Source organism: Methylobacterium tardum (genome assembly GCF_023546765.1).
Classification (GTDB): Bacteria; Pseudomonadota; Alphaproteobacteria; order Rhizobiales; family Beijerinckiaceae; genus Methylobacterium; species Methylobacterium tardum.
In genome coordinates, this window is record NZ_CP097484.1 from 4,710,474 (window position 1) to 4,725,138 (window position 14,665).

Annotated in this window: 17 protein-coding genes; 8 read left to right on the forward strand and 9 right to left on the reverse strand. The window is 70.7% G+C overall.

Annotated elements, in window-relative coordinates; translation table 11 throughout:
- Positions 1–93: 93 nt before the first annotated feature.
- From M6G65_RS22545 to M6G65_RS22555, 3 genes are all read right to left on the reverse strand, one after another.
- Complete coding sequence (locus M6G65_RS22545) at positions 94–525, reverse strand: DoxX family protein (protein WP_238199746.1); 432 nt, start codon at positions 523–525, stop codon at positions 94–96.
- A 35-nt stretch (positions 526–560) separates the two neighbouring features.
- Entirely contained in the window at positions 561–1,193 is a 633-nt protein-coding gene (locus M6G65_RS22550) for an alpha/beta hydrolase (protein ID WP_238199747.1), read from the reverse strand.
- Between the two features lie 63 nt (positions 1,194–1,256).
- The gene (locus M6G65_RS22555) at positions 1,257–2,180 is read right to left on the reverse strand and encodes a ring-cleaving dioxygenase (RefSeq protein WP_238199748.1); all 924 of its coding nucleotides are present in this window, start codon (positions 2,178–2,180) and stop codon (positions 1,257–1,259) included.
- Between the two features lie 123 nt (positions 2,181–2,303).
- Between M6G65_RS22555 and M6G65_RS22560 the strand changes: the two genes are divergently transcribed.
- Together M6G65_RS22560 and M6G65_RS22565 are read left to right on the forward strand one after the other, a co-directional pair.
- Positions 2,304–3,248 carry a LysR family transcriptional regulator gene (locus M6G65_RS22560; RefSeq protein ID WP_250102910.1) on the forward strand — a complete coding sequence of 315 codons (945 nt, stop codon included), beginning with the start codon at positions 2,304–2,306 and terminating at the stop codon, positions 3,246–3,248.
- A 328-nt stretch (positions 3,249–3,576) separates the two neighbouring features.
- Entirely contained in the window at positions 3,577–4,272 is a 696-nt protein-coding gene (locus M6G65_RS22565; RefSeq protein WP_238199750.1) for a GntR family transcriptional regulator, read from the forward strand.
- Positions 4,273–4,459: 187 nt separating this feature from the next.
- Here M6G65_RS22565 and M6G65_RS22570 read toward each other — a convergent pair whose 3' ends face one another.
- Complete coding sequence (locus tag M6G65_RS22570) at positions 4,460–4,675, reverse strand: hypothetical protein (protein WP_238199751.1); 216 nt, start codon at positions 4,673–4,675, stop codon at positions 4,460–4,462.
- Between M6G65_RS22570 and M6G65_RS22575 the strand changes: the two genes are divergently transcribed.
- A complete protein-coding gene (locus M6G65_RS22575; RefSeq protein ID WP_238199752.1) occupies positions 4,674–5,876 on the forward strand; it encodes a pyridoxal phosphate-dependent aminotransferase in 1,203 nt (400 codons plus the stop codon). The two genes, M6G65_RS22570 and M6G65_RS22575, sit on opposite strands and share 2 nt — an antisense overlap.
- A gap of 48 nt (positions 5,877–5,924) precedes the next feature.
- Here M6G65_RS22575 and M6G65_RS22580 read toward each other — a convergent pair whose 3' ends face one another.
- On the reverse strand, positions 5,925–6,851 hold the full coding sequence (locus M6G65_RS22580) for a dihydrodipicolinate synthase family protein (RefSeq protein ID WP_250102911.1): 927 nt from the start codon (positions 6,849–6,851) through the stop codon (positions 5,925–5,927).
- Positions 6,852–7,201: 350 nt separating this feature from the next.
- On the opposite strand from M6G65_RS22580, the gene M6G65_RS22585 reads away from it, so the two are divergent.
- From M6G65_RS22585 to M6G65_RS22595, 3 genes are all read left to right on the forward strand, one after another.
- Entirely contained in the window at positions 7,202–7,978 is a 777-nt protein-coding gene (locus M6G65_RS22585; protein ID WP_238199875.1) for an amino acid ABC transporter substrate-binding protein, read from the forward strand.
- A 389-nt stretch (positions 7,979–8,367) separates the two neighbouring features.
- Positions 8,368–9,048, forward strand: a complete 681-nt coding sequence (locus tag M6G65_RS22590; RefSeq protein WP_238199874.1) for an amino acid ABC transporter permease — start codon at positions 8,368–8,370, stop codon at positions 9,046–9,048.
- A complete protein-coding gene (locus M6G65_RS22595) occupies positions 9,045–9,806 on the forward strand; it encodes an amino acid ABC transporter ATP-binding protein (RefSeq protein ID WP_238199873.1) in 762 nt (253 codons plus the stop codon). The genes M6G65_RS22590 and M6G65_RS22595 overlap by 4 nt, the downstream gene beginning before the upstream one ends.
- An 18-nt stretch (positions 9,807–9,824) precedes the next feature.
- On the opposite strand, the gene M6G65_RS22600 is transcribed toward M6G65_RS22595, so the two are convergent.
- From M6G65_RS22600 to M6G65_RS22610, 3 genes are all read right to left on the reverse strand, one after another.
- Entirely contained in the window at positions 9,825–9,980 is a 156-nt protein-coding gene (locus tag M6G65_RS22600) for a hypothetical protein (RefSeq protein ID WP_238199871.1), read from the reverse strand.
- Entirely contained in the window at positions 9,977–10,486 is a 510-nt protein-coding gene (locus M6G65_RS22605; RefSeq protein ID WP_250102912.1) for a DUF2243 domain-containing protein, read from the reverse strand. Before M6G65_RS22605 ends, M6G65_RS22600 begins: the two co-directional genes overlap by 4 nt.
- 66 nt (positions 10,487–10,552) lie before the next feature.
- Positions 10,553–12,571, reverse strand: a complete 2,019-nt coding sequence (locus M6G65_RS22610; RefSeq protein ID WP_250104277.1) for an OPT family oligopeptide transporter — start codon at positions 12,569–12,571, stop codon at positions 10,553–10,555.
- Positions 12,572–12,802: 231 nt separating this feature from the next.
- On the opposite strand from M6G65_RS22610, the gene M6G65_RS22615 reads away from it, so the two are divergent.
- On the forward strand, positions 12,803–13,246 hold the full coding sequence (locus tag M6G65_RS22615; RefSeq protein WP_238199868.1) for a DMT family transporter: 444 nt from the start codon (positions 12,803–12,805) through the stop codon (positions 13,244–13,246).
- Positions 13,247–13,292: 46 nt separating this feature from the next.
- Positions 13,293–13,736 carry a DMT family transporter gene (locus M6G65_RS22620; protein ID WP_238199867.1) on the forward strand — a complete coding sequence of 148 codons (444 nt, stop codon included), beginning with the start codon at positions 13,293–13,295 and terminating at the stop codon, positions 13,734–13,736.
- A 30-nt stretch (positions 13,737–13,766) separates the two neighbouring features.
- On the opposite strand, the gene M6G65_RS22625 is transcribed toward M6G65_RS22620, so the two are convergent.
- Positions 13,767–14,495: an SDR family oxidoreductase gene (locus M6G65_RS22625; RefSeq protein ID WP_238199866.1), complete on the reverse strand. Its 729-nt coding sequence runs from the start codon at positions 14,493–14,495 to the stop codon at positions 13,767–13,769.
- Positions 14,496–14,665 lie beyond the last annotated feature (170 nt).

The window sequence follows — 14,665 nt, forward strand, 5'->3', positions numbered from 1 at the left end:
ACAGGCTTTAGGGGCACCGACCGGCGCGGGAAAGGCCACTGCCCCGCTCAACTCTGGATGAAGGCCGGCGGCCGGGTCCGAGAAGGCGACCGGTCAGACCCGGCCCTGCCGCGCATCGAGGCTGAGCGGGCCGGCCCCGAACGCCGCGACCTGCAGCAGGCCGCCCGCCACCGCGAGGTTCTTCAGGAAGTGGAACATCTGGTTCTGATCCGCGAGAGCGCTGTGGAATGTCAGCGCCGTGGCGACCGCGAAGGCCGCCAGGACCAGGGCGACGATCCGGGCACGATAGCCCGCGATCAGTAGCAGGCCGCCGCCGACCTCCACCAGGGCGGCGGCCGCGAAGGAGACCTCCGGCAGCGGCAAGCCGGCGGCGCGGATGATGGCGAGGGTCGCGGCGGGCGCGGCGAGCTTGCCGACGCCGCTCACCAGGAAGAGCGCGCTCATCAGGACGCGGCCGGTGACCGGCAGCAGGGTCGCCGGCATGGCGCCGGCGACGAGCGGGAGGGGAGAGATCGAGGAGGCCATAGCGGATGTCGTCCTGTGTGCGTAGGGCGCGAAGATCAGGCGGCGCTCGGAAGCGCGCGGCCGCGGGTCCAGTCGACGGCGAGGTTGATGTCGGCTTGCGACAGGCCGTGGCCGGTGGGCAGGATCCGGTGCTCGACGGCCGCGCCCGCGGCGGCGAGCTGGTCGGCGAGGCGGCTCGCGTTCTCGACCGGCACGATCGGATCCATCGCCCCGGAGAGGATCAGGACCGGCTTGCCGGCGAGGTCGGCGGCGGGCGCCTCGGCGAAGGGCACCATCGGGCGGATGAGCACGGCGCCGGCCAGCGCCTCCGGCCGCAGCATCAGCAGCGACGCGGCGATGTTGGCGCCGTTGGAGAAGCCGAGCGCCAGGGGCGCTCCGATCCCGTAGCGGTTGCGCGCCGCCGCCACGAAGCCCGCGAGATCCGCGGTGCGGCGGCGCAGATCGGCCTCGTCGAACACGCCCTCCGCCAGGCGCCGGAAGAAGCGCGGCATGCCGTTCTCCGACACCGCGCCGCGCGGCGACAGCAGGGCGGCGCCCGGAGCGACGATCCGGCCCAGCGGCAGGAGGTCCAGCTCGTTGCCGCCGGTCCCGTGGAGAAGAAGGAGCGGCCGCGCGGCATCGGGGCCGGGCTCGAAATGATGGATGAAGCCGAGGGTATCCTGGGTCATGGCGACCTCGCTGGTGATGGGTGTGGGCGCCCGCCCCGCGGATGGCGGGGCGGGCGTGCGGCGTCAGGCGACCTTGGGCAGCACGGCCTCGATCCGGGCCCGGTGCGGCTCGAGGCCGGCGGGCAGCTTCAGGGCCTGGCCGAGGGCCTCCACCGGCTCGTCGACCGCGAAGCCGGGCGCGTCGGTGGCGATCTCGAACAGCACGCCCCCCGGCTCGCGGAAGTAGATCGAGCGGAAGTACTGGCGGTCGCGCTGCTCGGTGACGTGCAGCCCCCGTGCGGCGAGCTGCTCGCCCATCGCGGCCTGGGCGGCATCGTCCTCGGCCCGGAACGCGATGTGGTGGACCGAGCCGGCGCCCGGCCGCCCCGGGAGGAAGCCGCCCACCGCCCGCAGGGTCACGAGGCTGCCGAGCGCGGCGCTGCCCGCGAAGCGGACCAGGCCGCCCTCGCGGCCGACCTCGTGCAGGCCCAGCACCTCCGTGAGGATCGCCGCCGTGGGCTCCGCCTTGTCGAGGAGGAGCGTCACGCCGTGAAAGCCGCGGATCGCGTGCTCGGCCGGCACTTCGGCCGAGGCCCAGGCCGCCTCGTCCCCGGCATCGACGCCGACCAGGGCCAGCATCATGCCGTCGGGATCGCGGAAGCGCAGCGTCGACTCGCCGAAGACCTGGACCAGCGGCTCGTGGGCGACGCCCTTCTCGATCAGCCTGTGGGTCCACCAGCCGATGGAGGCGCGGGGCACCCGGAACGCGGTCTCCTGGGTCTCGCCGATCCCGACGCGGCCCGGCGCCGCGTGCTCGATGGGGAAGAAGGTCAGGATCGTGCCGGGCTGGCCGGCCGCGTCGCCGTAATACAGGTGATAGGTGCCCGGATCGTCGAAGTTGACGGTCTTCTTCACCAGCCGCAGCCCGAGGATCCGGGTGTGGAAGTCGAGGTTGCGCAGGGCCGGGCCGGAGAAGGCCGTGACGTGGTGGAGGCCGGTCTGAACCATAGCGATATCTCCCTAAGGATCGCCGCGAAGGACGCGGCGCCTGTTCCGATGACCGCAATGTGCCCCTTGCCATGCCGCCCGAAAATAGAAACGATGGAAACCTATCGTTTCCGGATTTGAACCATGCGGCTGCCCGATTTCGAGGCCTGGGCGGTGTTCGCCAAGGTGGTGGAGACCGGCTCCTTCGGCCGGGCCGCGGCCGATCTCGGGCTGTCGAAGGGCACCGTCTCGAAGGCCGTGGGCAGGCTGGAGACCCGGATCGGGGCGCGGCTGTTCAACCGCACCTCGCGCAAGCTGGCGCTCACCGAGGCGGGACAGGCCGCCAAGGCGAGCGCCGCGCGCATCCTCGCCGAGGGCGAGGCGGCCGAGGCCCTCGCCACCGCCGGGGCCGCGGAACCGCGGGGCTTGGTGCGCCTCGCCGCGCCCATGACCTTCGGGGTGATGCACGTGGCGCCGCTCCTGCCCGCCTTCCTCGGCGAGCATCCGGCCGTGTCGGTGGACCTGCACCTCTCCGACGCGGTGGTCGACCTCGTGGGCGGCGGCTTCGATATCGGCCTGCGCATCGCGGCCCTGCCGGACTCGTCCTTGCGGGCGCGCCGCCTCTGCGCGATCCGGCGATCGCTCGTGGCCACCCCGGCCTATCTCGACCGGGAGGGCCGCCCCGCGCATCCGGACGACCTCGCTCGGCACGCCTGTCTCGGCTACGCCTACCTGCCGACCCCCGATCGCTGGCGCTTCGTGGACGGGGCTGGGACCGAGGCCGTCATCGTGCACGGCGGCCAGCTGCGGGCGAACAACGCCGAGGCGCTTGCGCCGGCGCTCCGGGCCGGCCTCGGTCTCGCGCTGCAGCCGGATTTCATGATCTGGGACGACCTGGAGGCGGGCCGCCTGGAACGGGTCCTGCCCGGCTGGTCGCCGCCGCCGATCGCCCTTCACCTCGTCACGCCACCGGGCGACCCGCGCCCGGCCCGTGTGACCGCCCTGATCGGCTACCTCGTGCAGCGGCTCGCCCAGGCCCCCTGGGCGGATCCGCACGGCCGTGCCGAGCCGCGCCTGTTGAAAAACTAATGTACTTGAGGGCCACCCGGCGGGCCTTGGAATATGTTCCCCTCCCCTTCCGCGCTCGCCCGGCACGGGGCGTGCGCTTCCTGTGGAATGCGCCTTGGGATGGGAGTGAGTGGTTTGCGACCATTCGGTGCCGGCACAAGCCTCACGTCCTTAGCTCTGTGGGCGGTCCGGCTGCCCATCCGTGTACACTCTAGCGAGTGCCGGCCGCCCCCGAGCCCGCTTTTTCGGCAACCTGACGTAATTATCAGCAGCGACGCTTATGTCCCCGACAGGGTTTGATCGCCGCGGATCGTTCTGTATAAATGCGTACACATATTCCGAGGCGTTGATGTCCCCAGCGGTTCCGGCCCGACCCGCATCCGACCGGTTGCGGCACAAGACCGTGTCGGCCGCCGTGGCCGACTCGATTCGGCAGCGGATCCTGAACGGGGAACTGCCGCCCGGCGTCCAGCTTCGTCAGGATGCGCTGGCCGAGGAGTTCGGGATCAGCCGCATCCCGGTGCGGGAAGCGCTCCTGCAGCTCGAGGCCAGCAACCTGGTCAAAATCATGCCGCACCGTGGTGCCGTGGTCTCGGGGCTGTCCCTCGAGGAGTTGGAAGACATCTTCCAACTGCGCTGCCAGCTGGAGCCGCAACTCCTGGCACTCTCCGCGCCCCATCTCACGAAAGCTGACCTGCAGGATCTGCACGCGCTCTCGCGCGAGTACAGCCGCGCGCTCGAAGCCGGCGAAGTCCAAAGGTGGGGCGAGCTGAACAGCCGGTTCCACCTCGATCTCCTGCGGCACGCAGGCCGTCCGCGTGCACTGACCATCGTGTCCGGCCTGTTGCAGGATTGCGATCGCCCGACCCGCATCCAGCTCTCGACGCCGTCCGACATCGCCCGTGCCGAGCTGGAGCACACGCAGATCCTGGACCTGTGCGAGGCGCGCAAGGTCGACGCCGCGGCCGAACTCCTGCGCGTCCATATCGAGCATGTCGGCGGCTCGCTGATCGCGATCTACCGCGGCGCTCTCGCGGTCGCCTGACCGGGCACGGGGCGTTGACGCTGAAACGTCCACCCCGTCATCCCGGGTCCGCGCAGCGGAGCCCAGGATCCAGACACGCGGGTGGTTCTCGTTCTGCACCGACGGCGGTTCTAGATTCCGGGCTAGCCTCCGGCGCCCCGGAATGACGAAGTGGTCGACCAGCCTGTTGGCCGGATCTCTGCCAGCATCAGCCTGTGATGCCGCCCTCGGTCTTGGAGACATAGTCTCCGAAGCGATTGCCCCGGGTCCCGCCTTCGCGGGCCTGGACGGATGGGCCCGAACGCGTCAGGGTCCGGCCGATCACCCCTCTGCCGGGATCCTTGCAGGCGCGCTGGCCGCCATCGGCCTGCTGCGTCGCGCGGGCACCGCGCGTCCCGGCGCACGGAGAGCCGTCGCGAATCATGGCCGCATCCCTCGCCCCCGCCGCGCCCGCCGATCTCGTGGACGCCCTCTCGGCGCGCATCCAGGGGATCGGTACGAGCCAGATCGGCCTCGTGGCGGATCGCGGGCGCGACGATCCGGAGGTCGTGAAGCTCTGGATCGGCGAGGGCGACCTGCCGACCCCGCCCTTCATCGTCGAGGCGGCGCATCGGGCCATGCTGGCGGGTCATACCCGCTACACCACGTCCCTCGGCCTGCCGGCCCTGCGGGCGGCGCTCGGCGCCTATCACGCGCGCCACTGGGGCGTGGAAATCCCGCCCGATCGGTTTGCCGTGACGGCCGGCGGCATGAACGCGATCATGCAGGCCGCCCAGGTGCTGCTGGAGCCCGGCGACGAGATCATCATTCCGTCTCCCGCCTGGCCGAACCTGCGCGAGGCGGTGCGCATCGCCGGGGGCGTGCCCGTGACGGTTCCGTATCGGAGGCTGCCCGACGGGCGCTTCGCCCTGCCTCTCGCCGATATCGAGGCGGCGCTGACGCCCCGCACCCGCGTGATCATGATCAACTCGCCCTCGAACCCGACCGGCTGGACCATGCCGCTCGCGGAGATGACGGCATTGCGCGACCTCGCCCGCGACCGCGGCCTGTGGATCCTCTCGGACGAGGTCTACGCGCACTTCACCTACGGCAACCGCATCGCGCCGTCCTTCCTGCAGATCTGCACGGAGGACGACCGGCTGATCGTGACCAACACCTTCTCCAAGAACTGGGCGATGACCGGCTGGCGTGCCGGCTGGGTGATCTACCCCCGCGGTCTGGCGCCCACCTTCGCGAAGCTCGGTCAGTACAGCACAACCTCGATCTCGACCTTCGTGCAGCACGCCTGCATCGCGGCTCTCGAAGAGGGCGACGGCTTCATCCGCACCATGGTCGATCGCTGCGCCGAGGCGCGGTCGATCCTGGTGGACGGACTGTCCCGGCTGCCGGGCGTCACCGTCGCGCCGCCGGACGGGGCGTTCTACCTGATGGCCCGGATGGGCGGCGACGAGCCGAGCCTCGACCTGGCGCTCCGTCTGCTGCGCGAGGCGAAGGTCGGGGTCGCGCCCGGCACCGCCTTCGGGCCGGAGGGTGAAGGCTTGGTGCGGATCTGCTTCGCCATCAGCCCGGCCCTGGCGCGGGAGGCGGTGGCGCGCCTGTCGTCGGTGCTCGGACGGGCGGGCTGAGGCGGCCCCTGTGCTCTGAGACGATTGCCTTCCCGTCGTGCGAACGGCTCAGCGCCCCCAGCGCAGCACCAGCGCGTCGTTCCGGCGGGCGAGCTCGATCAGGCCGGCGCGTGTGTCGGGGTGCAGCGGCTGGATCGGCAGCCGCGCGGTCTCGTGGGCGATGACACCGCCCTCCTTCATCAGCGCCTTGCAGGTCAGAAGGCCGCATTGCCGGTTCTCGTAATTGATCAGCGGCAGCCAGCGCGCGTAGGCGTCCATGGCCGCCTCCCGCCGGCCGGCCGCGTAGGCGTCGGTGATCTGCCGGATCCCGTCCGGATAGCCGCCGCCGGTCATCGCCCCCGTGGCGCCGGCATCGAGGTCGGCCATCAGGGTGATCGCCTCCTCGCCGTCCCAGGGGCCGACCACCGCGTCGCCGCCCAGCGCGATCAGTTCGCGAAGCTTGGCCGCGGCGCCCGCGGTCTCGATCTTGAAATACGCGACGTTCTCGATCTCCCGGGCCATGCGCGCGAGGAACGCCGCCGAGAGCGGCGTGCCCGCCACCGGCGCGTCCTGGATCATGATCGGGATGGAGATCGCGTCCGACACCGCGCGGAAGAACTCGTAGACGCCGAGTTCCGGCACCCGGATCGTGGCGCCGTGATAGGGCGGCATGATCATCACCATCGCGGCTCCGGCGGCCTGCGCCCGGCGCGAGCGCTCGGCGCAGACCTGCGTGGCGAAGTGGGTCGTCGTCACGATCACCGGCACGCGCCCCGCGACGTGCTCCAGCACGGCGTGCATCACGGTCTCACGCTCGTCGTCGGTGAGGACGAACTGCTCCGAGAAGTTGGCGAGGATGCACAGACCTTCGCTGCCGGCCGCGATCATGAAGTCGATCGCCCGGCGCTGACCGTCGAGATCGAGGGCGCCGGAAGCGTCAAACACCGTGGGGGCAACCGGGAAGACGCCGCGATAGGTCTGGGTGGGCGAGGTCATGGGCGATCCTTCCGTCGGTCGGGTCGCGCCCCGGCGCCGGACTCGGTCGGAAATCGGGACACGCCCCCATCTAGCACGAACCCGCCGCGCGCAGTCGTGCCGCGGTCCGGTCGGCGGATACAGTGCAGCTCGCCCGTCGGGGGCCGGTCGTCCGGTGGGTTCCGGGTACCGGTTGATAAAGAACGCGGGTCGCGGAGTAGAGCGTCGCGACGGGACAGAAATCCACCTCCGTCGATCCGGTCTCTTGCCAGCGCCACCCGACTCCATTCATTGCTGCGATGCACGTGCGGAGCCGGGATCGACTTCAGCGACGGCGAGAGAACATTGTTATCGAGCAGGAGCAATTGGGGATGCGACTTTTCTCGACGGGCGTGGCCGCGATGCTGGCCGTCTCGGCGTTTCTCCTGGGCGCACCCGCCCGGGCCGACGACCTCGACGCGATCCGCGCCGCCAAGACCCTGCGCATCGGCACCGAGGGGACCTACGCGCCCTTCACGTTCCACGACGCCTCCGGGGCCCTCGTCGGCTTCGACGTGGAGATCGGCCGCAAGGTCGCCGAGCAGCTCGGCGTCACGCCGCAACTCCTCGAGGGCAAGTGGGACGGCCTGATCGCCGGGCTCGACGGCAAGCGCTACGACGTGGTGATCAATCAGGTCGGCATCACCAAGGAGCGGCAGGCAAAGTTCGACTTCTCCGAACCCTATATCCGCGCCCGCGCCGTGCTGATCACCCGCGCCGACCGGGCGGAAATCAAGTCCTTCGCCGACCTGAAGGGCAAGAAGGCCGCGCAGAGCCTGACCAGCAACTTCGCGCGCCTCGCCGAGCAGTCCGGGGCCGAGCTCGTGGGCACGGACGGGTTCGACCAGTCGGTCCAGCTGGTCATCACCGGGCGCGCCGACGCGACCGTCAACGACAGCCTGTCGTTCCTCGACTTCCACAAGCAGAAGCCGAACGCCCCGGTGAAGATCGCCGCCGAGCAGCAGGACGCGGACGCGTCCGGGATCATCCTGCGCAAGAACAATCCCGCGCTGAAGGCCGCGATCGACAAGGCGCTGGAGGCGATCAAGGCCGATGGCAGCTACGCGGCGATCGCGCAGAAGTATTTCGGCGCGGACGTCTCGAAATAGGCCGGGGCCGCAGCGGGACCTGCTTGCCTGAGGGCCCCCAGACCCGAGCAAGCCGCCGATACCGGAGCGCGATGCGCTCCCGGCGGTCGGTCAGGCCGGGGTTCGCTGCGGAGAGACCTGTCCCGCCATACTTACCGTGATGGGCCGCCGCGTCCTCACCGTCCTTGCGAGCGAAGCGAAGCGATCCAGTCGGCGCCACCTTCATCGCGGTCGCGCTGCCCTGGGTCACGTCGCTTCGCTCGTGATGACGGAGCGGGTCCATCACCCGAAAGCTGGCCCTCTCCCGCACGGGAGACGCGTTTCGCACCGCATCCTGCGCGAAGAAGCGCGCGTCTCGGTGCCAAACCTGTATAGCCCGTGACTTTCAGCCCGGAAGGAAACGCCACCCCGTGCCGCACTGGCTCGACCTCATGCTCCAGTCGCTCGGGCCGCTGCTCGCGGCCGGCCTGCGCTTCACCGTTCCGCTGACGCTCATCGCCTTCGTTCTGGGCCTGGGGCTCGGCCTCGGGATTGCCCTCGTGCGCCTGTTCGCGCCCCGACCGCTTGCGGCGCTGGCATGGCTCTACGTGTGGATCTTCCGGGGCACCCCGCTCCTCGTGCAGCTCTTCGTGATCTTCTACGGCCTGCCGAGCGCCGGGATCCTGATCGACGCCTTCCCCGCCGCGGTGATCGGCTTCACGCTCAATGTCGGCGCCTACACGTCGGAGATCATCCGGGCCGCCATCGCGTCCCTCCCGCGCGGCCAGTGGGAGGCGTCCTACGCGATCGGCATGACGCCGAGCCAGACCCTGCGCCGCACGATCCTGCCACAGGCGGCGCGGGTGGCGGTGCCGCCGCTCGGCAATTCCTTCATCGCCCTCGTGAAAGACACCTCGCTTGCCGCCGCCATCACGGTGCCGGAGCTGTTCCAGGCGGCGCAGCGCATCGTCGCCGTCACCTACGAGCCGCTGATCCTCTATAGCGAGGCCGCCCTGATCTACCTGGTCCTGTCCTCGCTGCTGTCGTGGCTCCAGACGCTCCTGGAGCGGCGCCTCGGCCGCTACGGCGGCTACCTGGAGGCCCGCGCGTGATCGCCCTGTCGGCCATCGAGAAACGCTTCGGCAGCACCACGGTCCTGCACGGCGTCGACCTCGCCATCCCCGAGGGCCGGGTCACGGCGCTGATCGGCCCGTCGGGCTCGGGCAAGTCGACGCTCCTGCGCTGCGTCAACCTGCTGGAAGTCCCGCAGGCGGGGACGCTCACCCTCGGCGATCTTCGCCTCACCTTCCGGCCGGACAACCCGCCGGCGCGGCGCGCGGTGCTCGCCGTACGCCGGCAGACCGGCATGGTGTTCCAGAACTTCCAGCTCTTCCCCCACCGCACCGTGCTGGAGAACGTCACGGAGGGGCTCGTCACCGTCGCCCGGTGGCCGCAGGCCAGGGCGCGGGCGCGCGCTCTGGAACTGCTGGAGCGCGTCGACCTCGCCCACAAGGCCTCGGACTGGCCCGCCAGCCTGTCGGGCGGCCAGCAGCAGCGGGTGGCGATCGCCCGGGCGCTGGCCCCCTCCCCGCGCCTGCTGCTCTGCGACGAGCCGACCTCGGCGCTGGATCCGGGACTCGCCGCCGAGGTGGTCGACGTGCTGGCCGGCCTCGCGGGCGAAGGCATGACCATGCTGATGGCGACCCACGACCTGCGACTCGCGCGGCGGGTCGCCGACCGGGTGGTGTTCCTCGAAGGCGGTACGATCGTCGAGCAGGGACCGGCCGCCGACCTGTTCGGACGCCCGGGCGATCCGCGCACCCGCCGCTTCATCCGGACCTTGCTCGGCGAGCCGGCGGACCAGCCCTGATCCGCGGCTCCGCGTCGTTCAGCGGGGCAGGCAGCGCAGGCTGAGCAGGTCGTCGAGGGTCAGCACGGTCCCGAAGATCAGGGGCCGCCAAGCCGGCAGGGTGGCGAGGATCAGGCCGGCCGCCAGGACGAGCCAGGGAAGGACCGGCCGGAGGCCCGAACCAGCGCCCCTCATGCGGCGGCCCGCGACGCCGAGGTCTCCTCCGCCCGGCCGACCTGCACGAGGCCAAGGCCCGCGGCCAGCATGGCGCCGCCCCAGAGCAGGAATCCGAGATCCCAGTAGAGCCACTGCGCCTGCGGCATCCGTTCGTTGACGTGATGGACGCCGAGGATCTCGTGGTCGATCACGCCCTCGGCGAGATTGAACAGGCCCCAGCCGATCAGGAGCGACCCGGCGAGCAGCTTGCTGGACCAGTAGAGGTGCGTGCGGTGCGCGGCGCGCCAGAGGATGAACAGTCCGAGGACCACGAAGACGTAGGTCGCGCTGTGGAAGATGCCGTCCCACAGGGTATTCAACTCGAGATTCGGGATCGTATCGATCGGATACCAGGAGCTCAGCATGTGATGCCATTGCAGGACTTGGTGCAGCACGATCCCGTCGAAGAAGCCGCCAAGACCGAGCCCGAACAGGATCCCGGCGCTCAGCGGGAAGACGCGCTCCCGGGGTTCAGCCGCTGCCATCTCCAACTCCCGTTTCGGGGTCGAGGCCCCCGCGACCGGTTCAGGCCTGGACGACGGCGGTCGGCATCAGGAGGCCCTCCGCTCACCGGTTGACGGCTCGGCGGCAGATACCATCCGTAGGTAGACGGCCAGACCCGCCAGAAAGACCGCGAGGCCGAGCCCGGTGGCGTAGGGCGCGAAGCCCTTGCCGGCGATCGCGATCGCCGAACTTTGCCCCGCCAGGAGATCGGTGCCGGCGAGCAGCACGCCGACGCAGCTCTCCCCGACGAGGAACCCGGAGGCGAGGAGCACGCCGCGGCGGCGGGCGGCCCCCACCGCCTTGTCGGCCTTCTTGTCCCCTTTGCCGCCGACCCGAGCGCGCAGCCGGCGCTCGGCGACCCAGCCGAGGATGCCGCCGATGGCGATTGTCATCTCCACCGAGAGCGGCAGGTACATGCCGATCCCGACCGTCAGGGCCGGAAAGGTGAGGTTTCGCCGCTTCAGCCACGTCTCCGCGGCGACCAGGACCACGCCGAGCCCGGCGCCGATCAGCACCATGCGCCAGGGCAGCTCGCTGTGCGTGATGCCGTTCGCGATCTGGGTCATCAGGGCGGCCTGGGGCGCCGCCATGGCACTGCCCGCATCCTGTCCGTCACGCGCGGGGGCGCCGACAAAGCCGTAGGCCTCGTAGAGCAGCGACAGGAGCGGCGCGATCACCACGGCGCCGACGCCGACGCCGATGATCAGCGCGACCTGCTGGTGCCAGGGCGTGGCGCCCAGCACCTGTCCGGTCTTCAGGTCCTGCAGGTTGTCGTTGGCGATCGAGGAGGTGGTAATGATGACCGACGTCAGCAGCAGCGCCATCCCGGTGACGAAGCGGTCGCCCTCCGGTCCGCCGGAATGCCCGAGGATGAAGGGCAGGAGCAGCGCGGTGGCCATCGTGGTCAGGATGCCGATCCCCGAGATCGGGCTCGGCGAGGAGCCGAGCAGCCCCGCAAGGTAGCCGCAGGCCGCCGCCATCAGGAAACCGAACAGAACGGTGAACAGGGTCGCGGCGACCGCCAGCACGATCATCAGGCTGCCGAGATCGGCGGGTGTGGCGAAAGAGCCGAACAGGATCGCGAGCGGCACGCACAGGCCCAGCGTCGCGGCGGCGACCCAGGTGATCGGCAGGTCGCGCTCCTCGCGCGGATGATCCTTGCCGAGGCCGCCGCTGCCCGACAGGGCCGAGCGGATGCTCGCCAGGATCGGGCGCGCCAGCGACCCCACGGTCCACAGCCCGCCCACTGCGATGATGCCGGCGCCCATCAGGCGTACCTGGCCCGACCAGACCGCCTCGGCGGCCTCCCCGGCGGACTTGGCGGGATCACCCGACAGGGCGGTCAGCACCGGCACCGCGATGCCCCAGGCGATCACGACGCCGGTCAGCAGCGCCAGGCAGGCGCCTATGCCCACGAGGTAGCCGACCCCGACCAGCGCCAGCGAGAAGCCGGTTCCGGTGCGGAACACCGCCCCCCCGAGGCTGATCGCGCCGTTCCACCCGTCGCCCAGGACCTTCAGCCCGGTGGTGGCGAGTCCGATCGTCCCGGCGGCCGCGGCGGCCCCGAGCAGGTCGCGCAGGCCGTGGCCGCCCTCCTCCTCCTGACCGGTCCGCAGCACCTCCGCGGCGGCGATGCCCTCGGGATAGGGAAGGTCGCTGCCCGAGACCAGGGCCCGGCGGAGTGGGATCGAGAAGGCGACCCCGAGGAGGCCGCCCAGCATGCACACGGCCGTGGTCTGCCAGAACGGGAATCCGTGCCAGTGCCCGATCAGCACGAGTCCGGGCAGGGCGAGGATGACGTTGCACAGGGTGCCGGCGGCCGAGGCCTGCGTCTGCACGATGTTGTTCTCGAGGATGCCGGCGCCGCCCATCAGCCGAAACGCGCCCATCGAGATCATCGCGGCCGGGATGGAGGACGAGAACGTCATCCCGGTCTTCAGGCCCATATAGAGGTTGGCGGCCATGAAGATGACCGTGATGCCCGCGCCGAGCGCGATGCCACGCAAGGTCAGTTCGGCCTGACGATCCTGCGATTTCGGCGTGGTCGTCGGGCTGCGGGCGTCCATCATCCACTCGGGCTATCGTACGCAAACCACCCGAGGGGCGGAAACTTTCCCCGGGTCCGCCGTCATGAGCAGCCCGCATTCCAGCAGCCCGTCGCCTGAGGCGATCTGTCTCTGGGTCATGCCGACGAGGGGATGCAGTCACCCGGCGCGCTCCAGGGTTTCCCAGCAGACCAACGCCCGCTGCCCGCCCGGCGCGCCGGGCGCCCTCCCTCGGGACATCCCAGACAGCCCATGTGGTATCTCTACGGCTTCGCCCTGCTGGCGGGCGTCGCCAACGCCATCGAGCCCGGCCAGAACGCCACGCTGGCCAAGGTCACGGGGCAGCCGATGCTGGCGGGGGTCTTCTGCTTCGCCCTGGCGATCGTCTGCTTCCTCGGCGTCATCATCGTCGTCCGGCTCCGCGGCCAGAGCCCGACCGACGCGGCCACGCGCGTTCCGTGGTGGGCTTGGCCCGGCGGCATCCTCGGGGCCGCGGTCGTGCTCGCGCAGCTCTACATCTCGGAGCAGGTCGGCGCCGCGCCGTTCCTGTGCTGCGTGATCACGGCGGGCGTGATCGGCTCGATCGCCCTCGACCATTACGGCCTCATCGGCTTCGAGCGCCATTGCGCCAGCCGCTGGCGCATTCTCGGAGGCGTCCTGATGGTCGCGGGCGTCGCCCTCGTGGCGGTGTTCTGACCCGCCGCCCGACCCTCCGGCTCTCCGCTTCCTTCAGGATCCCAGCATGATCTTCCTCTACGGCTTCGCCCTGCTGGCGGGCATCGCCACCGCAATCGAACCGGGCCAGAACGCGGGCCTCGCCAAGTCCCTGGCGCGGCCGCTCCTGGCCGGCGTGGTCAGCCTCGTCGTCAGCATCCTCACCATCGGGGCAGCCATGCTGGTGACGGGGCAATACGGCGTGCCGGGGATGGACCGCCTCGCGCAGGTGCCCTGGTGGGCGTGGCTCGGCGGCCTGATGAGCGCGGGCCTGACGATGGCGCAGCTCTACATCTCCAAACGGATCGGCGCCGCCACCTTCCTCGGGCTGATCGTCACGGCGGGCGTGGTCACCTCGATCCTGCTCGACCATTTCGGACTGGTCGGCTTCAAGGTCCACGAAGCGGGCCTTTGGCGGATCCTGGGCGGCGCCTTGATGATCGGAGGCGTCGCGCTGGTCGCCCGGTTCTGAGACGCCTGTTCTGAGACGCTTGACGTCGGATCAGATCGTCCAGCCGCCGTCGATGACGACCGCCTGCCCAGTCGTGTAGGTCGCGCCCGCGAGATAGACGGCGAGATCGGCGATCTCCTCCGGCGTGCCGAGCCGCCCGATCGGCTGGCGCGCGACGAAGGCCGCGCGGGTCTGCTCGTAATCGCCCTGCTGGCGGATCCGCTCCTGCAGCGACGGGCTCTCCACCGTGCCGGGGCAGATCGCGTTGCAGCGGATGTTGTGGCCGACGTAATCGGCGGCGACGGACTTGGTCAGGCCGACAACCGCAGCCTTGGTCAGCCCGTAGGCGAAGCGGTTCGGGACGCCCTTCACCGAGGAGGCGACCGAGGCCATGTTGACGATGGCGCCGTCGCGGCGCTCCAGCATGCCCGGCAGCACGGCGCGAATCGTGCGGATCATCGCCTTGACGTTGAGGTCGATAGCGAAGTCGAGGTCGGCGTCAGGCATCTCCAGGATGCTGCCGGCATGGACGATTCCGGCGCAGTTGAACAGGACATCGACCGCGCCGATCCGCTCGACCAGGGCGGTGACGGCGCCCGCGTCGAGCACGTCGAGGATCGCGGTCTGAAGGCCGTCGGCCTGCAGGGCGGCGAGCGCGTCCGCGTTGATGTCGGTGGCGTGGACCCGCGCGCCGGCCCGCGCGAAGGCGAGCGCGCTGGCGCGCCCGATCCCCTGCGCCGCGGCCGTGACCAGGACGGTCTTTCCGGAGAGATCTGCCATCGCGTGCTCCCTGCAGGCTGCGTGCTGCGTGCCGGCATCGGGCCGAGCGGCCGCAGTGTAGGTCCCGCCGGGGTCCGGCTCCAGGCGCGTGTCGCGGCAATCTCCAACATAGGCTGTCGCCCGCGCCGAGCCGGCCCCCTATGGCAGACCCGGTCGGGGACGGGGACCCA